Annotated in this window: 21 protein-coding genes; 14 read left to right on the top strand and 7 right to left on the bottom strand. The window is 63.4% G+C overall.

Annotated elements, in window-relative coordinates; all coding sequences use genetic code 11:
* Positions 1–4: 4 nt before the first annotated feature.
* The gene (locus QRN63_RS28025; RefSeq protein WP_285034279.1) at positions 5–943 is read right to left on the bottom strand and encodes an alpha/beta hydrolase; all 939 of its coding nucleotides are present in this window, start codon (positions 941–943) and stop codon (positions 5–7) included.
* A gap of 340 nt (positions 944–1,283) precedes the next feature.
* Here QRN63_RS28025 and QRN63_RS28020 point away from each other — a divergent pair, with 340 nt between their 5' ends.
* The 3 genes from QRN63_RS28020 to QRN63_RS28010 all read left to right on the top strand — a co-directional run bounded on the left by QRN63_RS28020 (position 1,284) and on the right by QRN63_RS28010 (position 3,447).
* Complete coding sequence (locus QRN63_RS28020) at positions 1,284–2,459, top strand: aromatic ring-hydroxylating dioxygenase subunit alpha (RefSeq protein ID WP_350224482.1); 1,176 nt, start codon at positions 1,284–1,286, stop codon at positions 2,457–2,459.
* A gap of 129 nt (positions 2,460–2,588) precedes the next feature.
* On the top strand, positions 2,589–3,158 hold the full coding sequence (locus QRN63_RS28015) for a 3-phenylpropionate/cinnamic acid dioxygenase subunit beta (protein ID WP_285034277.1): 570 nt from the start codon (positions 2,589–2,591) through the stop codon (positions 3,156–3,158).
* Between the two features lie 130 nt (positions 3,159–3,288).
* A complete protein-coding gene (locus tag QRN63_RS28010) occupies positions 3,289–3,447 on the top strand; it encodes a hypothetical protein (protein WP_285034274.1) in 159 nt (52 codons plus the stop codon).
* Between the two features lie 71 nt (positions 3,448–3,518).
* Here QRN63_RS28010 and QRN63_RS28005 read toward each other — a convergent pair whose 3' ends face one another.
* The 3 genes from QRN63_RS28005 to QRN63_RS27995 are packed head-to-tail and all read right to left on the bottom strand — an operon-like array spanning position 3,519 to position 6,092.
* Complete coding sequence (locus QRN63_RS28005; protein WP_285034272.1) at positions 3,519–4,295, bottom strand: IclR family transcriptional regulator; 777 nt, start codon at positions 4,293–4,295, stop codon at positions 3,519–3,521.
* Positions 4,296–4,325: 30 nt separating this feature from the next.
* Positions 4,326–5,099, bottom strand: coding sequence for an SDR family NAD(P)-dependent oxidoreductase (locus QRN63_RS28000; protein ID WP_285034270.1), 774 nt, complete (start codon positions 5,097–5,099; stop codon positions 4,326–4,328).
* Positions 5,100–5,159: 60 nt separating this feature from the next.
* Positions 5,160–6,092: a VOC family protein gene (locus QRN63_RS27995; RefSeq protein ID WP_285034268.1), complete on the bottom strand. Its 933-nt coding sequence runs from the start codon at positions 6,090–6,092 to the stop codon at positions 5,160–5,162.
* A gap of 122 nt (positions 6,093–6,214) precedes the next feature.
* On the opposite strand from QRN63_RS27995, the gene QRN63_RS27990 reads away from it, so the two are divergent.
* The 3 genes from QRN63_RS27990 (at position 6,215) to QRN63_RS27980 (ending at position 8,856) form a co-directional block, all read left to right on the top strand.
* On the top strand, positions 6,215–7,168 hold the full coding sequence (locus QRN63_RS27990; protein WP_285034266.1) for a LysR family transcriptional regulator: 954 nt from the start codon (positions 6,215–6,217) through the stop codon (positions 7,166–7,168).
* Positions 7,161–8,150 (top strand): LysR family transcriptional regulator, encoded by a 990-nt coding sequence (locus QRN63_RS27985; protein ID WP_285034264.1) that lies wholly within the window; start codon positions 7,161–7,163, stop codon positions 8,148–8,150. The genes QRN63_RS27990 and QRN63_RS27985 overlap by 8 nt, the downstream gene beginning before the upstream one ends.
* 265 nt (positions 8,151–8,415) lie before the next feature.
* Positions 8,416–8,856, top strand: coding sequence for an ester cyclase (locus QRN63_RS27980; protein ID WP_285034262.1), 441 nt, complete (start codon positions 8,416–8,418; stop codon positions 8,854–8,856).
* 475 nt (positions 8,857–9,331) lie between these two features.
* Here QRN63_RS27980 and QRN63_RS27975 read toward each other — a convergent pair whose 3' ends face one another.
* Genes QRN63_RS27975 through QRN63_RS27965 form a run of 3 tightly spaced genes read right to left on the bottom strand, consistent with a single transcriptional unit; the run spans position 9,332 to position 12,891 of the window.
* Positions 9,332–10,351 (bottom strand): dihydrodipicolinate synthase family protein, encoded by a 1,020-nt coding sequence (locus QRN63_RS27975; protein WP_285034259.1) that lies wholly within the window; start codon positions 10,349–10,351, stop codon positions 9,332–9,334.
* Between the two features lie 55 nt (positions 10,352–10,406).
* Positions 10,407–11,900 (bottom strand): NAD-dependent succinate-semialdehyde dehydrogenase, encoded by a 1,494-nt coding sequence (locus tag QRN63_RS27970; protein ID WP_285034257.1) that lies wholly within the window; start codon positions 11,898–11,900, stop codon positions 10,407–10,409.
* Between the two features lie 10 nt (positions 11,901–11,910).
* Complete coding sequence (locus QRN63_RS27965; RefSeq protein ID WP_285034255.1) at positions 11,911–12,891, bottom strand: ornithine cyclodeaminase family protein; 981 nt, start codon at positions 12,889–12,891, stop codon at positions 11,911–11,913.
* 309 nt (positions 12,892–13,200) lie between these two features.
* Here QRN63_RS27965 and QRN63_RS27960 point away from each other — a divergent pair, with 309 nt between their 5' ends.
* The 8 genes from QRN63_RS27960 to QRN63_RS27925 are packed head-to-tail and all read left to right on the top strand — an operon-like array spanning position 13,201 to position 20,827.
* A complete protein-coding gene (locus QRN63_RS27960) occupies positions 13,201–14,580 on the top strand; it encodes an aromatic ring-hydroxylating oxygenase subunit alpha (RefSeq protein WP_285034253.1) in 1,380 nt (459 codons plus the stop codon).
* Positions 14,577–15,131, top strand: a complete 555-nt coding sequence (locus tag QRN63_RS27955; RefSeq protein ID WP_285034251.1) for an aromatic-ring-hydroxylating dioxygenase subunit beta — start codon at positions 14,577–14,579, stop codon at positions 15,129–15,131. Before QRN63_RS27960 ends, QRN63_RS27955 begins: the two co-directional genes overlap by 4 nt.
* 16 nt (positions 15,132–15,147) lie before the next feature.
* Complete coding sequence (locus QRN63_RS27950; RefSeq protein WP_285034249.1) at positions 15,148–15,363, top strand: ferredoxin; 216 nt, start codon at positions 15,148–15,150, stop codon at positions 15,361–15,363.
* Positions 15,360–16,604: an NAD(P)/FAD-dependent oxidoreductase gene (locus QRN63_RS27945; protein WP_285034247.1), complete on the top strand. Its 1,245-nt coding sequence runs from the start codon at positions 15,360–15,362 to the stop codon at positions 16,602–16,604. The genes QRN63_RS27950 and QRN63_RS27945 overlap by 4 nt, the downstream gene beginning before the upstream one ends.
* Before the next feature lie 53 nt (positions 16,605–16,657).
* Complete coding sequence (locus tag QRN63_RS27940) at positions 16,658–17,491, top strand: SDR family oxidoreductase (RefSeq protein ID WP_285034245.1); 834 nt, start codon at positions 16,658–16,660, stop codon at positions 17,489–17,491.
* Between the two features lie 46 nt (positions 17,492–17,537).
* The gene (locus tag QRN63_RS27935; protein ID WP_285034243.1) at positions 17,538–18,710 is read left to right on the top strand and encodes an alpha/beta hydrolase family protein; all 1,173 of its coding nucleotides are present in this window, start codon (positions 17,538–17,540) and stop codon (positions 18,708–18,710) included.
* Between the two features lie 53 nt (positions 18,711–18,763).
* Positions 18,764–19,780 carry a cyclase family protein gene (locus QRN63_RS27930; RefSeq protein ID WP_285034241.1) on the top strand — a complete coding sequence of 339 codons (1,017 nt, stop codon included), beginning with the start codon at positions 18,764–18,766 and terminating at the stop codon, positions 19,778–19,780.
* A gap of 60 nt (positions 19,781–19,840) precedes the next feature.
* The gene (locus QRN63_RS27925) at positions 19,841–20,827 is read left to right on the top strand and encodes a fumarylacetoacetate hydrolase family protein (protein ID WP_285034239.1); all 987 of its coding nucleotides are present in this window, start codon (positions 19,841–19,843) and stop codon (positions 20,825–20,827) included.
* Positions 20,828–20,949 lie beyond the last annotated feature (122 nt).

The following is a 20,949-nucleotide window of genomic DNA, read 5'->3' as shown; positions in this document are numbered from 1 at the left end:
CTGCCTAGAGCGTCGGGTGTGATTGGAGAGTCGAGATGCCCGCCACCGGAACATGGTGGCTGAGGAACTGGATCTGATCGGAGACCAGTTGCTCGAAGGCGGGGCCGTCGTAGATGTCAAAATGTCCTTCTGAGTACAGCCGGATATCGCCCTGCGGTGCCTTCTCCAGGTACCGCAATGTGGCGTCCGCAGGTGCGACGGAGTCCTCACTGCAGACACACGCGAGGAGCGGGCAGCGGAGTTTCACCGCGTCACGTCCCGGCCGGTATCGGATTACCTGCAGTGCCACGCGTGCCGCGATTTCGTTGCGCCAAGTGACATCTGGCGGCACCATCGCCTCCATCGCCGGTGCTGCGTCCGGAGCGGTCATCATGGCCACCGATCCTGGCGCGCCGACGATGGGCAGCATCACCGGTGGTCGGCCGACGAGGTGCGCAGCGACATCGGCGACGGCACGCATCCCCACCCGTAGAGCATTTAACCGGTCCATGGCCAGCACCGACACCACGCCATCGGTGAATGGGCATTGGGAGATCACTGCGGCGATAGCCGAATCCCTGGCTGCGGTGGACAATACATGTCCGCCACTGAATGAGCTGCCCCACAAAACGATACGGTCGGCATCGATGTCGTGGCGACTGCGAACGAACTCGATGGCGGCGGCCCAGTCCACCAGTTGCCTTTGGACGTCCAGTAATTGGCGCGGTTCACCGTCGCTGGCGCCGAAGTGTCGGTAGTCGAAGACCACGCACGCGTATCCGGCCGCGCGGAATCGCTCGGCGTAGGCACCCAGTCGCATCTCACGGATTCCGCCGAAACCGTGTGCCATGACGATGACCGGCGCCGGGGTCGTGGTGTTCGGTAGGTACAGCCAGGCTCGGCATGTGACACCGGCTGAGGCGAACTCGACGTCGAGGCGCGCGGTGCTGTTCGGCCCGGTCATGATGCGGTGGTGGGGTCATCTGGATTCTGTGAATTGGCGACTGCGGCAAGCACATCGCCAACGCTGGCGGTATTGAACCCCGATTCACAGTCGGTGTCCCGTTGTGCGAAACGCTCGCTGAAATTCCTTGGTTGAGCGGAGTTTCGTGGTCATTATGACTTCCACCATGCAACCGGGCGCCGAAGGGCAGGCACTCACGTCAGCGCTGAGCACGACGCCGCGACGTCCCGCTGAACTCGAGCGCACTATCGATGTGTCGGGTCTCGTCGATGCCGAGGGTGGGCTGTTGGACCGAGCGTTGTTCACCGATGAGCTGATCTACCGGCAGGAGCAGCGGCGGATCTTCGCCACCCACTGGCTGTTCCTCGCCCACACCGACCAGTTCCACAAGCCCGGCGACTTCTTCACCACGTATATGGGTGAGGACCCGGTGATCGTCACGATGGACAAGAGCCGGACGATCCGGGCGTTTCTGAACTCGTGCCGGCACCGGGGGGTGCGGGTGTGCCGTGCGGAACTCGGCGCCACCCGCAGTTTCACCTGCACGTATCACGGGTGGGCGTATGACCTCGAGGGCAAGTTGATCAGCATCCCGAACAAGGAGGGATATCCGGACAGTTTTCAGTCCGGTGACTGGGGTTTGGTCGAGGTGCCGAACGTCGACTCCTACAACGGGTTGATCTTTGGGAACTGGGATCCCGGCGCGAGCAGCCTGCGCGACTCGCTGGGCGGGATGACCTGGTACTTGGACGCGATGCTCGACCACGATCCAGAAGGCACCGTCGTCGTCGGCGGCGTGGAGAAATGGGTGGTGGAGGGCAACTGGAAACTCGCCGCCGAACAGGCCGCCAGCGACTGGTACCACGTGAACATGAGTCACGGCTCGGCACTGGCGGTGCTGGCGGGCGGGAAGCCGAAAGCCGAAGTGGTGCACCGCACTGGGCGGCAGTACGTCGACCCGAGGGGGCACGGGCACGGCTTCCCGGTGCATCCGCGCAATCGGTTCGACGCCCAGACCGTGCATGAATGGATGGACTACGCCGCGTTACGGCTGCGGCTGGGCGAGGCACGCGTCGAAGGCCCGTTGACGACCGGGCACGGTACGGTGTTCCCGAACTTTTCCTACCTGCCGGTCAACGGGTCGATTCGGGTGGCGCACCCGAAAGGGCCTGACCAGATGGAGGTCTGGGCGTGGTGCGTCTTGGACAAGTCGATGCCCGAGCATGTGCGGGAGGCGCAGCGCCTCTACAACCTGCGCACTTTCGGTCCCAGCGGGATCTTCGAACAGGACGACGGAGAGAACTGGAGTGAGGCGCAGACCATCGCGCACGGATTCATCACGAATTCCGTCCGACTGAACTATCAGATGGGGCTGGGATCCGAACGCGAAGACGGGCGCCACCCCGGAATAACCAGTGAGCTCTACAGCGATGCCGCCGCGCGCTCCTTCTACGCCCACTGGCGTGACCTGATGAATACCCGGGCGTGGCATGAACGCAAGGGCGCCGATGAGTGAGGGCATCCGCGTCGCCGCCTTAGCGGATATTGCCGTCGACGGTCTCCGTATCCGCGGCCGAACTAGGCGATCCAACGGTAGATCTACACAGGCTGATCAAACGATGACGACGACACCGAGAGTACGCAAATGACCAGCGCGGCAACAATATTAGCCAGCATCGACGGCGCGCGGCGGGCCAGCCACGACATTCACTTCGAGGTCGAGCAGTTCTATTACACCGAGGCTGAATTGCTCGACGACGGACGCTTCACCGATTGGCTCGATCTGTTGGCCGACGGCCTCGACTACTGGATGCCGACCAGAACGAACCGGTTGCGTCGCCAACAAGCGCTGTCGATCTCGGCACGGGGCGAGGCCGCGTTCTACGACGAGACCAAGGAGAGCCTGGCCTGGCGGATCCGGCGATTCGATTCGGGCATGGCTTGGGCCGAGGACCCGCCCTCGCGGACCCGGCACCTGGTTACTAACGTCGTTGTGCACCATATTGATTCGGATGAGGGAGGCGGCTCTGATCTGGCCGCCCGCTCGGCGTTCCTCGTCTACCGCAACCGCCTCGAACGCGAAGAGAACGTGTTCGCGGGAAGCCGCACCGACATCCTCCGTCGCAGCCCCGACGGCGGGTTGAAGGTCGCCCGGAGGGTCATCCTGCTCGACCAGAGCGTCCTGCTGGCGAAGAACATCTCCACCTTCTTCTGAATCGACGAACTTCCTTCCGGACCGACGAGTGAAAGGCCGTGCCGGTGGCCGGTACGCAATTCGACACTGAGGTCGACGAAATGCCCACGCTGCTTACGCGGACGGTAACCACCTCCAACGGCGACATCCAGTGTCAGGGACCGGCGCGGGAGCCGTCCTGGTCATGTTGCACGGCGCCGGCCGGCGCGTTGTCGTCGCTGTTGCACCTGATGGCCTGGTCGCGATCTCGGCAGCGCAGTCGGTGGGCTTCTGCCACGTCGTCGACGTCGAGGTCCCCGTGAGAAAGTGAGACTGCTTGTCCGAGAAGCAGACTGGGTAACTCAGGTGGACGCCGACCTCGATCGAGTGCCCGGCAGCTGATCACCCATTGCGGTGGGATTGGCTCATTGTCCGGGAAGCGGAAGCACAGACACGCCGCAAGCTGTGCGTGAACGGACGAAGGTCGGCGGACACGGGGACCGACACTGACAACGCGGCGATCGGTAGCCGGTTGCGGCCGAACACCGGTGCCGCAACGCAGCCCAACCCGGGGCGGCTCTCTTCGCGCTCGGTCGCCACTCCCTCGCGCCGCACCCGATCGAGCGCACGCGTCAACGCGTTGCCATCAGTGATCGATGCAGTGGTGAGTGCGGTGAGCCCGCCGCCGGTGATCCTTTCCACCGCAGCGGGGTCGTAGGCCAACAAGACCTTGCCGACGGCAGTGCAATTCGCGGGTAAGCGCCCGCCGATGCGTGACGGCGTAACCGCGTTGCGATGTCCGTAGAGTTTGGCCAGGTAGACGACATCGGTACCGTGCAGCATCGCGAGGTGCACGGTCTGGTGCGTCGCTTCGAACAGTTCGGTGAGGAAGGGCATCAGCTGGTCGCGGACCCGCTCGTGACCTTGCGGGTACACCGCGAGACCCAGTTCGTGTAACTGGGGGCCCAGCCGGTAGCTGGTGCCGACGCGTTCCACCATGGCGTTGCGCTCCAGCATCCCCAACAGGCGGTGGGCGGTCGACTTGCTAAGGCTTGCGCGCCGGGCGAGTTCCCTGACACCGACACCGGTGCTGGCCTCGTCCCCGAATGCACCCAGCAGGCTGAACGCCTTGTCGACGGCGGCTCTGTCGTCGCGCTCGGAGTCGAGTACGGCTGTCATGACTTCCTCCAGGGTGTATGACGGACCTCGTCAGGCCAACATGAGACCACCGTCGACGTTGAACGCTGATCCGGTGATGTTCCGAGCCTTATGGGAAGCCAGGAAGGCGACCATGTCGCCGATGTCATCGGTGGTCTGGAGCCGGCCGAGCGGGATGCTTGAAAGGAAGCCTTCCCAGCCGTCTTCGAAGCTGAGGCCCTTGAGTCCGCTGAACTCTTCGACCACCTTGACGTGCAAATCGGTGGCCACGATGCCGGGGTGGACGGAGTTGACGGTGATGTCGTACTGGGCGAGTTCGGCTGCGAGGCTCTGGGTCATCCCGACGATGGCGAACTTCGATGCCGAGTAGGGCGCGATCAGGGCGATGCCTCGTTGGCCGCAGATCGACGACATGTTGATGATGCTGCCGCCGCGCTGCTCGATCAGGGCCGGCAGAAGTGCCCGGGTCGTCATGAAGGTGCCCCGCACGTTGATCGACATCAGGAGGTCGAATTCCTCGTCGGTCACGTCAGTGGTGTTCCGGGCTCCGATGTTCATCCCCGCGTTGTTGACGAGGATGTCGACCCGGCCATATTCGCGCAGCACCGTCGAGGCCAATTCATTCGCCGACGCCGAGTCCCGGACGTCGAGGTGGACGCCGAGCGAGTCGGTAGGCAGTTCGTCGGCTCGCTTTTCTGCCGCTAGGAGATCGATGTCGGCGATCACGATCTTCGCCCCCTCGCCGCTCAGCTTCTGCGCACAGGCCAGGCCTATGCCGTTGGCGCCGCCGGTGACGACAGCAACTTTGCCGTCAAGATCAGACACGAGTATTTCCTTTCATCGACGGGGAAGGGACGTCATGGGCAGCACTCGGGCGGTGGCCCGCTAGACGGGGGAGGGGCTCCAGAGTCCGCCGTCATCGCGCTGTTTCAGCATGATCGGGAGCATCACCTCGGTCATGGCCCCACCGGTGCCCCACTGGTCCTGGGTGTCTGGACGCATCGGGTCGTATGTCGTTGGCTCCCAGGTGGCTTCATCAACGAGCTCGAGTTCGGTCGTGTATTCGATCACGTTGTCCAGGGGATCGAAGAAGTAGGAGAACGTGTTGTCGCCGGCGCTATGGCGACCCGGGCCCCACAGCGGCCGGTAACCACTGCGAATCATCCGGCCCGTGCCCCGCATGTACTCGTCCAGCCCGCGCATTTCGAACGAGATGTGATTCAGCGAAGTGGACGGCGCCCGAGAGATCGCCAGAATGTGATGCTGCGAACTGCTGCGCATGAAGCACATCACATCGCCCAACCAGTCCGACAAGCGGAATCCCAGATGCTTTTCATAGAACGCCTTGGTCTTGTGGACGTCCGTCGAATTGATTACTACGTGGCTGAGCTTCCGCGGTATCGACTCCCGCTCCTCGAGCAATCGGAACGGACGCTGCTCCACGTCCGCGGAAACCTCGATGAGCCGGCCGTCCAGGTCGAAAAACCGCAGACCGTATCCACCTCCCGGTGTCGTCAACACGGTCGGGTCGCGATCGATCTTCACTCCTGCCCGTCCCAAGCGGTCAGCCAGGAGATCAACCTCACCGATTGACTCCGCAGCGAACGCAATCAGGTCGAGACGCTTCAGGCGGTCCTCTCGTATGCGCAGGATGTAGTGCTCTGGATCAGCGGGCGTGCCGAAGAAAGTCACCCCAGAATCGCTCGCTATCGGCAGTAGGCCCCACACCTTCGTATAGAACTCCACAGCCTGGTCATAGTTAGGCACAGCAAGACCGACATGCCGCAAATGCGTGATCGGACTGAATCCAGAAGTCATCGGTGAACTCCCCACCTCTTTACTGCATCCCGGGACGGACGCTGCTGAACCAACGGTAGTGGCGCCAATCACGCGGCACCAACAATGTTTGACGATGCTTCGCCATCGACGAAATCAATTCGATGGCCTACCATCAGCCCATGGATCTTCGGCAGGTCGATCTGAACCTGCTCGTGGCGTTCGACGTGCTCATGGCCGAGCAGAATGTGACGGCAGCTGCGCGCAAACTTTCTATTGGACAGTCGGCGATGAGTTCGACTTTGTCGAGATTGCGGGCGTTGCTCAACGATCCGGTGCTCGAGCGCCGGGGCCGGATGATGTTCCCGACTCCGCTGGCGGAGGCACTCGTAGTTCCGATTCGAGAGGTACTGAGTCGGTTCAATTCGATTCTGACCGAACCGCCCGACTTCGACCCTGGACGGGACCATCGCAGCTTCACCGTGATGGCGAGCGAGTACGCTGCCTTGGCCGTGCTCCAGCCGTTACTGGTCGAGCTGCGGAATGCAGCGCCGCACGTCGAGCTGCACATCCAGCCGGTTTCTGCCACCTTTCTAGACGACATGACAGCCGACACCGTGGATCTGACGATCGTTCCGCTATCCCTGGACTCGATCACCGATCTCTTCGGTTACCAGACGCTGTACAGCGACCCCTACGTCGTGGCCGTCGATGCGGCCAACCCGCTGGTCTCGAGCGAGATCACGATCGAACAGTTTTCGTCGCTGCCCTATCTCGCGAGCAGCAACGGACATTCCCCTACGCTCGTCGAGACGCAACTGGACCGACTCGGGATTCCGCGGCGCTTGGAGGTGACGACGGGTTTCGGCCTTGCTCCCTTCCTGCTGCGCGACACATCGCTCGTCACCATCCTTCCCGCCAGCCTGGCGTCGACGGTGGCGGAGGGCGCGCGGTTGAGGTTGCTCACGCCACCCATGGCGCTGGAGCCGATGGTCGAGGCCATGGTCTGGGCAGCCCGGAACGACGACGACCCCAGCCATCGCTGGCTCCGGCAGCGGCTCGTCGATATCACCTCCCGGAAAACGTGGTGTGCTATGCCGGGGTCCCGCGGTGAATAAGCCGATTGCGTCCGAAACCGGCTCTTCGCCACATCCTTCTCTCGAGCAGCTGGGCCGTGTCGACCTCAACTTGCTGGTCGCATTCGAGGCGTTGATGTCCGAGCGGAGCGTCACCGGCGCGGCTGCGCGGCTAGGGATCAGACAATCTGCGATGAGCTCGACTTTGGCGCGGCTGCGCCGGCTTCTCAAGGATCCGATTCTTGTGCGGCAGGGCCGAACCATGATCGCAACCCCGCTCGCGAACGCGCTGACCAGCTCAGTGAGCAGCACATTGGCCGAACTCCAGCTGACGTTGTCCACCTTGGATTCGTTCGACCCGACGGTCGACGAGCATGCTTTTTCTGTGGTCGCCAGTGATTTCGCGGCGGCCGCGCTTCTTCACCCGCTGCTGGTCGAGATCTCGTCGACGTACCCGAACATCCGGGTGCAGATTCGAACGGTCTCGATTGACATTCCCGCTGAGATGCTGCGCGGACGTGTCGACGTGATCGTGCTGCCTCGAGAGGTGATCTCGTCGTTCCCCGCTCTCTGGAGGGACGGCGTCCGTCGCGAGGTGCTCTATCGCGATCGCTATGTGTTGGCTGCCGATGCCGCCAACCGCGCGGTCCGTTCGGCGATGACGGTCGAGGAGTTCAGCGCCATGCCCTACCTTGCCGCAACCTTCGAGGACGGGCGGCCCTCTTTGGGTGATACGAACCTCGATGTCCTCGGCATACCACGCAAAGTCGAGGCCAGTACCAGCATTGCTGTCGCCCCCTTCATGTTGCGCGACACCACATTGGTGACACTGATCCCGCGAACACTCGCGACACGTGTGGCCAAGGCCGCCAATCTGCAATTCATCGATCCACCCATGCAGCTGGAGCCAATCACCGAAACGCTCATATGGCTGCGCCGCCTCGATGGGGATCCCGCCCAGACGTGGTTCCGTGACCAATTGCGGACGCAGGCAGCCAAACTGGTGGCTACGCCCGGACGTTGATTCGCATGCGTCAGGCCGGGCTGCGGCCGATGAAGTGGGTGAACGCACCCTGTACCGACCCGTGAACGTTGTCGCGCTCGCGCGACCGCCGTAGGCGTAGACGTGAACCCAGCGTCCATGCGCGAGCCGATCTCATCGACGAAATCAATGCGGGCCTATTGACACGAGCCGTTTCCCGCTATGCCCGAGCGCTCCTACGCTCAATATCAACCGCGAGCAACGGCGCCGCGCGCGGCATAGCCACAACAATCGTGAGGAGAAGCTTGTGACTTCAACCGATGCAGTCGCCAAGGCGGATGCTGTCGTAAAGGAATACTTTGCCGCGGTCAATCGGCGGGATTTCGAAACACTGACGAATCTCCTCGCCCCGGATGTCGTCTTCGAACATGAAAGCCCGATCGAGGGGCGCGACAAACTCATTGCGACGTTGCAAGCGTTCTGCACCGCCTTCCCAGATCTCACGTTCTCCGTTACCGACCAGATCGCCCATGAGGACGAGGTAGTGGTCTTCTTTCTCGGGTCGGGAACCTGGCGGGGTGAATTCTTCGGGATTCCGCCGACCGGTAGGCAGTTCACAGCTCGTACCGTCGACCGCATTCGATTCTCCGGTGCGTCCATTGTGAGCATTTCGACGGTGTGCGAGGTTCTGGGCGGCTTCAGCTTGATGCATCAGTTGGGGATCGCTCCGCAGCCGTCGGAGGTGTAAGCGAGCACCTCGGTGCAACGGCGGATGGTCGGGCGGCAAGAAGCACGGCGTGGCCTTCGGGCACGCCAAGATCGCGTCTAGGTCGCTGCTGGCGTGCGGGCTGAAGGTGCTGGCGGGCACCGCGTCCACGCCGCCGGCGCCGCCCCGGGCCCGGCCAGGTTGCCCATGCCGTCAGCACCGCGTGCCGGGCCGGCACGACGGGCACGATCGTGGTGCGCACCGACTCCGCCTACGTCGCCGGGGCGTTCGTGGCCGTGTCTGGCCGCAACGGGGCACTTCTCGGTCACCGTGCGGATGGATATCCCAACGTCATACACACGATCCACCGGTATCGCCGACGACGCATGGACCGCGATCAACTACCCCATCTGGCTGCGCCGCCTCGATGGGGAACCCGCCCAGACGTGGTTCCGTGACCAATTGCGGACGCAGGCAGCCAAACTGGTGGCTATGCCCGGACGTCGATTCGCATGCGTCAGGCCGGGTTGCGGCCGATGAAGAACTCGCGAAGCGGATCCATGGACGGGTTGAGGCCGGAATCGATGAGCCCCTTACGGAGAGCGAGCATTTGGCCGTCGTGGATCCGTTGAGTGGGTTGACGCAGCGGACCACCGTTGTATCCCTGTAGCCAGCCCTGGAACTTCCACGCCTGCCGGTTGATGAACGCGCCACCGTTAAGCACCGGAGCCAGGGCTGCCTTGGCCTTGCGCGCGGGGTGCGTCTGCCAGAACAACTCGGTGGCATCGTCGTTCTTGCCGTCAGCGAGCAGGTTCATGACCCGCGGAATGATGGGCCCGTAGTACTCGTGGTCACTGGTTGCAGAGAGCTGGATGGGGATGATCTGCGAAAGTGGGATCAGATCGGCCTCGATGGGCACGGAGATGACGACCTCGTCACCGAACAGACGATGGCATTCAATGATTCCCTGGATGTAGGGGAACCCGCCTTCAGCTTTGATGACGGCGATGTTGGGGCAGTCGTCGAGTAGGCGACGGATGAGGCGGCTGGGGATGTCCGACGGGTGGATTCGCGGGCTGAATCCCCACAGGAACATCGGAAAGATGATGACGGCAAGATTCGTAGCGTCGCACACCGCCTTGGTGTAGTCGTAAATCTCCTGCTCGGTCTCCGGGTAGAAGTTCGGCGGGTAGGACAGCAGCACGAGATCTGCGCCGGCTTGCTCGGCGCCGCGCACGGCCTCGATGTTGTCGGCGAGGGTGCTCCAGCTTCCATGGTGTACGACGACCAGGTCCTCACCGGCCTCATCGCGGATGATGCGAAGGAATTCCAGGTACTCCGGCAGGGTGATGTTGACCTCAGAGATGCCCAGCGTCCCGAGAAAGCCGTGTTCCTTCGCGAGACGGATGTCGTGGCGGATGCCTGCCTCGTTGATCGATTTCAGGTCGCTGGTGAACGACGGGATGGTGCAGTTCACGGCACCGATAAGCTTCCCGCGGGCCCATTCGCGGGCCTCGGTGCGGGTGTAAGCAGCCATGATGTTTCCTTTCGTGGTGCTGGTCAAGGACGAATTGTTCTGTGCGGGAGGCGATTTACGACGCTCCAGCGCCCTCCCAGGCGAGGTATTTCATTTCCATGTACTCGTCGATCCCGTAGACCGATCCCTCTCGGCCCACACCCGACTGCTTCACGCCTCCGAAGGGCGCGATCTCGTTGGAGATGAGGCCGGTATTGATGCCGATCATTCCCGCCTCGAGAGCCGCGCTGACCCGCCACGTCCGCTCAGCGTCGCGGGTGAAGAGGTATGCGGCCAGCCCGAACTCGGTGTCGTTGGCCATGCGGATCGCATCGGATTCGTCCTCGAACCGGATCAGCGGGGTCACAGGTCCGAATGTTTCCTCGCGGGTGATGCGCATCGTCGAGTAGACGTCGGCCAGAACCGTCGGTTCAAAGAACAAGCCGCCCCGATCGTGACGCCGACCGCCGCAGAGGACGCGCGCACCGAGGCCGGCCGCATCGGCCACGTGCTCCTCGACCTTCGTGACCGCGTCGACGTCGATGAGCGGACCCTGCTGGACACCTGCGTCGAATCCGTCACCGACCACGAGGCCCTCAACCTTGCGGGTCAACGCTTCGGCGAACTGATCGTAGATTCCAGACTGGACATAAACCCGGTTAGCGCTGATGCATGCTTGGCCCGTATTGCGGTACTTGGTGGCGATCACGCCGGCGACCGCCTCATCGAGATCGGCGTCGTCGAAGACGAGGACTGGCGCATTGCCGCCGAGCTCCATCGAGGTCTTCTTGACGGTTTCCGCTGATTGAGCGAGTAAGAGTCGACCCACCTCGGTCGAGCCGGTGAAACTGACCTTGCGGACGATGGGGTTGCCAGTCAGCACCGAGCCGATTTCGCGGGCGTCGCCGACCACGATGCTGAGCACTCCAGCCGGCACGCCGGCTCGCTCAGCGAGTTCGGCGAGGGCCAGTGCCGTCAGCGGCGTCTGCTCGGCGGGCTTGACCACCATCGTGCAGCCGGCGGCCAGTGCGGGGGCCGCCTTACGAGTGATCATGGCGGCGGGGAAGTTCCACGGTGTGATGGCAGCGCACACGCCAATCGCTTCCCTGAGCACCACAACTCGTCGCGACGACTCGGGCGCGAGAAAGACGTCGCCGCGCACGCGCTTGGCCTCCTCGCCGAACCACTCGATGAAGGACGCCGCGTAGTTCATCTCGCCGATGGCCTCGGCCACGGGCTTGCCCTCTTCGAGAACGATTAGCCGCGCCAGGTCCTCGGTGTTGTCCCGGACCAGCTCGAACCATCGACGCAGGATTTTCGAACGCTCTTTGCCGGAGAGTCCGCGCCAGGCGGGCAACGCGCGCTGGGCAGCCTCGACGGCGAGCTGGGTCTCGTCCGCGCCGGCCGACGGCAGATCGGCGATCGGTTCGCCGGTGGATGGATTGTGCACGACGAGCCGTTCGCCGTCGTCGCGGGTAAGCCACTGCCCGTCGATATAGGAGGACGGCCGGAACAGCGATGGGGCGGTGAGACCGAGGCTGGACCGCTGTGTGGTCATCTGGGAAGTCATAGCTGCGCCTCTATTTTTGGACGGGGGTGATCGAGATGGGGAGCGGGACGCCGAGTTCAAGGCGCCGGGCCTCGGCCAGGCACATGGCTGCGACGGCAATGTCCTGTACGGCTGAGCCCACCGACTTGTACACGAGGATTTGGTCGCTACTCGTACGGCCCGGATGCCGACCCGCCACGAGGTCTGCCAATGAGATGGTCTTCTGCCCGAGATCGACGCCGGCTGCTTTGGCTGCCAAGGCATCCCCGGTGTCGTGCAGAACCTCCTCGACCATGTCGGCGACGATGAGCTCAGCGCGATCCAGCAGCTCGACGTCGACCTCGTGTTGTTCGGGGAGGGTCGATCCGACGGATACAACGGTGGTTCCGGGCCGGAGCCACGCACCACGTACGGTGGGGGATTCGTCGTGCGAACGGGCCGCACAGATCACGAGGTTGGCTGCGCCGACGGCACTCTCGGCATCTTGGGCAGCGCTCAGCGGGAGTTCCAGATCATCCAGATCCGCGATGAACCGAGACCGGCTCTCCGCACGGGGGCTCCAAACGCTGACCGAGGACAGGACGCGTGCTGCGTTCATGGCGCGAAGGTGCTTCTTGGCCTCGAAGCCGGAGCCGATTACGGCAACGTCGAGGTCGCCGGGGCTCGCCAGGAGGTCCGCGGCGACCGCCGAGGTCGCGGCGGTGCGGAATCCGGTGATCGACTGACCGTCTATCAAAGCCACGAGCTCAGCGGTGTGCTCATCGAACAAGGGGATCAGGTAGGACACCTGACGGGTCTTCATCGACGCCGCAATGAGTTTGGCGCCCATGAGACCGTTGTCGTCCGATACCCCGGTGAGAGTCCGGAGCCAGCTGCCGTCACCGCGGGCCATCGACCGTTCGGGGTAGCGGGAGCCTGCGACATCGCCGGTGTACGCAGCGCGGAGCGCATCGATTGCCCGTGCCCAGCCGAATGAATCTCGGACGGCCTGGTCGTCGAGCAATAGCGTCATTGAAGCCACCTCATCGGGGTCGGGGCGTCCGTGAACCCGGAAATGCGGGAGATCCGCTGCCCAGAGCCAGGCTAAAACGATCTGCGATTCGCGACAAACAATTCCCGTGAATGCTCATCCATCGACGAAATCGATACAGGGTTCCGGATCGGGTGTTCTCAAGGCTCTTGGAGCGAGCGTGGTCTGCCATTGATTTCATCAATCGCCGGGCATCGAAAGTCACGCCTTCCGGCACTGTGATCGCGGTCATACGATGGGTCAACCAACACTGGCGCCACATCGGCCCACCCGGTGCTTGCAAGGAGCTACATGACTGTCATCACGCCCACCGTTGCCTCGGAAGTAACGCGGATCCTCGACCGTGTCGAGACGGAGATCGAGAAGAATCGGGTGCCGGCCGAGATCTGGAACAACGACGCGATCTTCCGCGCGGAACTGGACCAGGTCTTCGGCACTTGCTGGGTCTTTGTCGCGCACGAGAGCGAAATCCCGAAGCCTGGCGACTTCGTCCAGCGCCGCATCGGCCTCGATCCGGTGATCGTGACGCGCGATGGCAAGGGTGGCATCAACGTGTTGTCGAACTACTGCCGCCACCGCGGCACCCAGGTATGCCAGACCGACACCGGAAATTCGCGTTTCTTCAAATGCCCTTACCACGGCTGGACCTACTCCAACAACGGCGACCTCGTCGGGACGCCACACATGCGCGAGGCGTATGGAACCCGGCTGGACCCGAAGGAATGGGGCCTGAAGAGGGCACCACGGGTCGACGTCCGCTCTGGCTTCATCTTCGCGTCGCTAGCGCAGGAAGGTCCGTCGCTCGACGAGTATCTGGGCGGGGGAGGCTGGATGCTCGACATCCTGGCGAACCTGGCACCCGGCGGTATGAAGGTGGCAGGCCCGCCCGAGCGATATCAGGTGAATGGGGACTGGAAGGCCGGTGCCGAAAACTTCTCCGGTGACGCATACCATGCCGACACCTTGCACTGGAGTAACGAAGAGATACAGATGATCCAGGGCCTCGGGGCAAACGCCGAAATGATGCATGCCTACGAACTCGGCGACGGCCACGCGACGCTCGGTTTTCCATGGGCGAAGATCGGCCTGCCCCTGTGGGGCTATTCACCAGAGACCGTCGCTCAGTTCGACCTCTCGGTCCTCGACGACGCTCAGCGGTACGTCCTCGAGACCAACCCGCCGACAATTGGCACCATCTTCCCCAACTTCAGTTACCTCCGTGTCGCCTCCCCTACGCTGCCGGGCGGCCCTCCGACGGTCGTCACCACTTTCCGGGTGTGGCAGCCGATCGCGCCCGGAAAGATGGAGTTGTGGAATTGGCAGTTCGTCTTCGAGTGCCAAAGTGATCAGGAAAAGCTGGATTCGTATGTGACGGGCCAGTTGATCTTCGGATCCGCCGGTAATTTCGAAACGGACGACACCGTCGCCTGGGAGGGCGCCCCTCGTGCGGCGAAGAGCGCCTGGATGCAACGCGAGAATTTGAGCTTCAACTTCGATCAGGCCGGTCGAACCACGGTTGACGTCACGCCGGACCCCGACTATCACGGCCCAGGCATCAAGCGTGCCACCGGCTTTGGGGAATTCGTTCAGCTGAATTTCTACCGGCACTGGCTTGCCGTCATGCGTGGCGACGCATCCGCCACGACGAGCGAAGGGCGCCACTCACGATGACCACCATCGACACGACCGAACACGTGCCACCATCTCAGCTCCAGGGCCCTCTGTCCGACACCGAATTGCAAAACATCGCAACTCAGTTCCTGGCTCTCGAATCGAAGTTGCTGGATGAAGCTCGCGAGGAAGACTGGTATCAGCTGCTGGATCCCGAACTGCTGTACGTGATCCCGATCAGGCAAGCGACCGAGCAGCGTTCGGATGAGGTCAATCGCGCCGCGTTCCGGGTCCGTGACACTCTGGCCCACGTACGTCTACGCATTGACCGTCTGAACACCGCCCACGCTTACTCGGAGATTCCGCCCTCTCGCACCATGCGTCTGGTGGGGTCGGTCTTGGCCCGAAAGACGGAGCGAGACAACGTCATCGCAGTCTCGAGCGCCGTGCTGCTCTATCGACAGCGTGGTATCGATCCGCACTTCGACTTAATCCCCTACCGGCGCAACGACGAACTCCGCATAACGGCCGACGGGCCACGACTCCTGTCCAGGGAGATCCTCTTGACCGAAGTGGCTATCGCCACTCCCAACCTCGGACTGTTTCTGTGAGTAAAGGAGGGCATCGATGAGTGACGAAACCGTTGTTCGGCTCGACCAGGTCCGGTGTCGCTCCTACGGCATCTGCGTGAGCATCCTGCCGGACGTTTTCGATCTTCCGACAGACGCCAAGTCGGCAATTCTGCTGCGTCACGAGGTTGATCCCGATGACGTCGAAGACCTCCGCGAAGCAGTACGCGCGTGCCCGGCCCAAGCAATCCTCCAAGGTTCCGGTCCGACGTGACAGCCACATTGAAGGAGACCGACAACGTTGTCGTCGTCGGGGCATCAGCGGCAGGCCTGGCAGCCGCAGACGGGCTGCGCGAAGGCGGGTTTGAAGGTTCGATCACGGTCCTGGGCTCAGAGTTGCACCAACCCTACGACCGTCCGACGCTATCGAAGGGTCTGCTGCTCGGACGTGGCGAGCCGGAGCTCCTCGAGATTCGCTCGGCAGAGCGAATCAGGGAGAACCGGATATCGCTTCTACTCGGGCACCAAGCAGTCGGTCTCGACATTGATCGCAAGTTCGTGATCACCAATCACGGTGAGACGTTGCCATGGGACGCAGTGGTTTTGGCGTGTGGTGGTCGCGCGCGGGTACTTAAGACGGTCGAAGGCGAAGCGCTTCCGGTACTCCGCACACCGGAGGACCTCCGGGCCCTGCGACGGGCCGCTGCCCGCCACGGAGACGTGACCGTCGTCGGCGCGGGACTCATCGGCCTCGAGATCGCAGCCGGACTCAGTGCCCACGGCGTGTCCATCACGGTTGTGCACGACACCGAGCGCCCCATGGACGGCATCGTGGGGCCCGAGCTCGGTCAGGTGATCTCGAACCTGCACTCCAAACACGGTGTGCAGCTGAAGATGTCGAGTGCTGTCACGTGCGTGACCGGTGAACTGGGCGCCTACACACTTCATCTGGCGGACGGCTCGACCCATCAGACGCCCTACGTAGTCGTTGGCATCGGGGTCGACCCCGACGTGGATTGGCTGCTCGGCTCGGGCGTTGCGCTGGACAGAGGTGTCCTCACCGACGCAGCAGGACAAACCAACGTGCCCGGAGTGTGGGCGGCCGGCGACGTCGCCCGCTCCGCGCACCCCATGTTCGGCGAGCCGTTGCGCATCGAGCACTGGACACACGCGGTCGAGAAGGGCAGGCACGTCGGGCTGAACATCGCCCGCGGTACCGAAGAGTCCTTCGGCGGCGTGCCCTACTTCTGGAGCGACCAGTTCGGACGCCGGTTCCATTGCTACGGGCGGCGGGCTCCCGGTGACGAGATCTTCGTCGCTGAAGGATCGCTGATGACAGACGAATTCCTGGTCCTGTTCGGCCGGGACAGTGAATTCCACGCCGTCTTCGCCAGCGGGCTGTCACGGTCGTTGCGCGGCTATCGCAAACTTCTCGCTCGCGGCGGCACCTGGGGGGACGCCCTCGATCTCGCGCACGCGTCAAATCCCGAGCTGGCACGCTCAGCCGCCGGCTGATCGGTGTCTGCAGGCTCAACGCACCCCACATCCCGTGAAGGAATGCAAATAAAATGCAACTGCTCGATGACCACGTCGTTCTCATCACCGGCGCCGGTTCCGGCCTCGGGCTCGGCATCGCCCGGCACTTCCGGGACGAGGGCGCGATGCTGGCACTGTTCGAGTACGACGAAGCAAAGGTCTCGACGCTCCGCGAGGAATTCGGCGACGACGTACTGGTGGTACACGGCGATGTCCGCAGCGTTGCCGACCTAACACGCTGCCGCGACGAGGTCGTCGGGCGTTTCGGCCGCCTGACGGCCGTCGTCGGAGCCCAAGGCATCTGGGACGGCAATATGCGCTTGGCCGACATTCCGTTGGAACGTGTCGACTCCCTCCTCGACGAAGTGTTCGCCGTCAACGTCAAGGGCTACGCCCTTACCGCACGGGTTTTCCTCGACCTGCTCGAGACCGATGAGGGTGCTGTCGTTCTGACCTGTTCGCAGGCGGCGTTCGCCGCTGACGGGGGAGGGGTGGCCTACACCGCCAGCAAGGGGGCCATCCGTGCCATGGTCAATCAGCTGTCATTCGAATTCGCACCTCGGGTTCGCGTCAACGCGGTCGCGCCGACTGGCATCGCCAACAGTCAGTTGCGGGGCCCTGCCGCCCTCGATCTGCAGGACTCCAAGCAGTCTGACGTCCCGGCGGACATCTTCCGGCAGCAGTTCGAGTGGTTCGCTCCACTTCAGCACATGCCCTCTCCAGAGGAGTACGGCCCGCTCTACGCATACCTGGCGTCACGGCACAACAAGGTCATGACGGGTCAGACGGTGCTGGCGGATTCGGGTGTTCTGAACCGGGCACTGATCAGCATCGGCGATCTCGTGGCCGCGATGCCGGGCGCCTGAGCGCCTCACCCAATACACCGAAATTACAAGCAACAGAGAGAGACTCATGTTCGAATACTTCCCCGGCAACTACGTCTGGAACCTGTCCGTGGTTGGCGCCTTGAATTCCAACGGTGAAATCGACGAAATCGACCGCGGCTGCCGGCCGTTGCTCGAAGCGGCAAAAGGTGGCAGTGACGCCGGCACGGACGAGTTTCTGCGCGTCTGGACCGACCTGACGGATTCGCTGGTGGAGTCGGCCCAAGCCGAGGAGAAAGCGGGCCACGACCGGACCGCGGGCGGGATGTACGCCCGTGCCACGAACTACCTGTGCACCGCTGAGCGGATGCTCTCGGCGGGTCACCCGGACCGCGTGCCAACCTACCGCCGGGTGCTTGAGCTGGCGCAGAAGGCATTCGATCTCCGAGACCACAGCATTACCCGGGTCGCTATCCCATTCGAGGACACGACGCTGCCCGGCTACTTCTCGGCGGCGCCGACGAATTCGGAGGGGCCCGCTCCGGTCATCGTGCTCATCAATGGCCTGGACTCGACCAAGGAGCACATGTACATCTCGGGATTCTGGGAAGAGCTGGCGGCTCGGGGCATTTCGTGTCTCATGCTCGACCAGCCTGGCTCCGGAGAGGCCCTTCGACTACAAGGTCTGACTGCACGCCGCGAGTCCGAGACCTGGGCCAGCTGGGTCGTCGACTGGCTGGCGGCCAGAGATGACATCGACCCCGCCCGGATGGGGGTCGTGGGATGGTCGTTGGGCGGCTACTACGCGCCGCGGGTGGCGGCATTCGAGAAGCGCTTCGCCTTGTGCGTCGCGTGGGGAGCCAACCACAACTGGGGCGCCGTGCAGCGGCGTCGGCTCGACCGCGAGGGCGAGAATCCGGTGCCGCACTACTGGGACCATGTCAAATGGGTCTGGGGCTATGACGATCTCGACGAGTTCATCGAGTTCGCCGACTCGATCCACCTCGATGGCGTCGTCGACAAGATCACGGTGCCGTTCCTGATCGTGCACGGCGAGAACGACCGGCAGATTCCACTGGAGTACGCGCACCGGTCCTACGAGCAGGCGGTGAACGCAACCTCTCGCGACCTGCGCATCTTTACCCGGCAGGAGGGCGGTGCCGAGCATATCGGGATCGACCACCTTCCCTACGTCGGCGCTTACATCGCTGACTGGGTCGCCGACACCTTTGCGGCCATGGTCCCGCAACCGACGGGTTAGTACCCAAGCCAGCCGATCGCATATTTCGCCCATCAACACGGTGAGGACCCCACATGCCCGAATCCAACGGCGTTGCCACGAACCGCAATGTCGACACGACCAGCCCGTTCTATAGCCCGGCCGCCGAGGACGCTATCGCCAAAGCGGCATCGCGCTGTTCGAACTGGGGACGGTGGGGCGACGACGACGCGCTGGGCACCATGAACTTCCTCGATGACGCGAAGCGGGTCGAGGCTGCCTCTCGAATCCGGCGGGGAGCAGCCTTTTCGCTCGCCCAGAGCTTCGACGGCAATGGCCCGCAGAATGGCTGGCGGCAGCGTAACAATCCGGTGCACACCATGCTGGTCAGCGGCCTCGATGCCGAGTTCGGTGCGCCCGAGATGCCACACGGCTTCGGCGGTGCCGATGACTACGTGGTGATGCCACTACAAGCCTCCACCCAGTGGGACGGGCTGGGCCACATCTTCGACCACGGTGTCGCCTACAACGGACGGCCCGCGTCCAAGGTCGTCACCAGCGAGGGCGACCTCCTGACGGGCATCGAGACCGTGGCCGACCGCATCGCAGGGCGCGGCGTGCTGCTCGATGTGGGTCGCGCGCTCAGGGAAGACGGGGAGCTGCCCGACGGCTACGCGATCACCGTCGATGACCTGGAGAACACCATCTCCGCGCAGGGGGAGTCGTCCGTTGTCGGGCGTGGCGACATCATGCTCGTCCGCACCGGGCAGCTGTCCCGGGTCCGTCGCAACGGATGGGGCACCTACGCCGGCGGTGACGCCCCCGGATTGTCCTTCACGACCGCCGATTGGCTTCACGACCGGGAGATCGCAGCGATCGCCACCGACACGTGGGGCTTCGAAGTCCGCCCCAACGAATTCGAGAACGCCTTCCAACCGCTGCATCAGGTCGTGATCCCGCACATGGGGCTTTTCATCGGGGAGATGTGGGATCTCGATGAGCTTGCCGCGGACTGCGCCTCAGACGGCATCTTCGACTTCTTCTTGACTGCGGCTCCCATTCCGGTGACGGGCGCCGTCGGCGCGCCAGTCAATCCCGTCGCGATCAAGTGACTCGACCGCGGGCTAAGTCTGCCTTCCAACACGCGTATTAACCCGATAGGAGCTTCACTCATGCGTTTCGCCACGTGGGTTCAGGATGGTCAGGTGGCGACCGGCGTCGCCAGCGACGACGGCCTGCACGCGTTCGACCGACAGACCACGATCCTCGAACTCGTTCGCGCCGGACTCCCGGTTGCTCTCGAAGCTGGGGCAGCGGCACTGAGTCGACGTCCCGTCGATCTTGATGCTGTGCGGCTGCTCCCGCCGATAGAGCCCCCGACCGTCCGTGATTTCGCAGCTTTCGAAGAGCACGTGGACGGGGCCGGTCGATCGGTGGCAGCTGCGGCCGAGGTAGAACCAGAGTGGTACAAGCGGCCGGTCTTCTACTTCAGCAATCCCTACGCGATGATCGGCGCCCACGACGACGTGGCCGTGCCACCGGGATGCCACGTGCTGGACTACGAACTGGAGGTCGCAGCCATCGTGTCGCGGGATGGAACGTCCGTGGCACCGGCGCAGGCCCGGGACTACATCTTTGGCTACACGATCTTCAACGACTGGTCGGCCCGAGACGTCCAAGCCGGGGAGATGAAGGTCGGCCTCGGCCCAGCCAAGGGCAAGGATTTCGCTACCACGCTCGGCCCGTTCCTCGTCACGGCCGACGAACTCGATCCCTTTCTGACCGCCGACGGCCTCTTGGACATCGACGGGTCTGTTTCGGTGAACGGCACAGTCATCGGCCGGGACAACCTGCGCAACATGAGCTGGACGTTCGACGAGCTTGTGGCCCAAGCATCACGCGGGACGTGGGTCAGAGCCGGGGACGCCCTCGGATCCGGAACGCTGGGCAACGGCGGATGTCTCGGCGAGTTGTGGGGTCGCTCCGGTGAACGCACGCCGGAGCCGCTCCAACCCGGGGACGTGGTCGAGATGACGGTCGCGACACTCGGCACGATCCGCAATGCCGTCGTGCAGGGCATAGATGCGCCGGCGATCCGCGAAGCCCGTCGGCACGACTGGAAAGCTCAGCGCCGCAACGGAGTTAGTGCTCGAAGTTAGCAGTGCTGCGGCGCCAATTCTGGGTCGAGAGCAGCGGTAGCCGATCACAGACAACCGAATCCGACTGTTAAACAACAAAATAACCGCACGATCGCCGACAAAGGCGCCTTTGGGCTGTCCGC

Source organism: Mycolicibacterium sp. lyk4-40-TYG-92 (genome assembly GCF_030209435.1).
Lineage (GTDB): Bacteria > Actinomycetota > Actinomycetes > Mycobacteriales > Mycobacteriaceae > Mycobacterium.
Note: the sequence above shows the minus strand (reverse complement) of the source record. Positions and strands in the feature narration are given on the sequence as shown.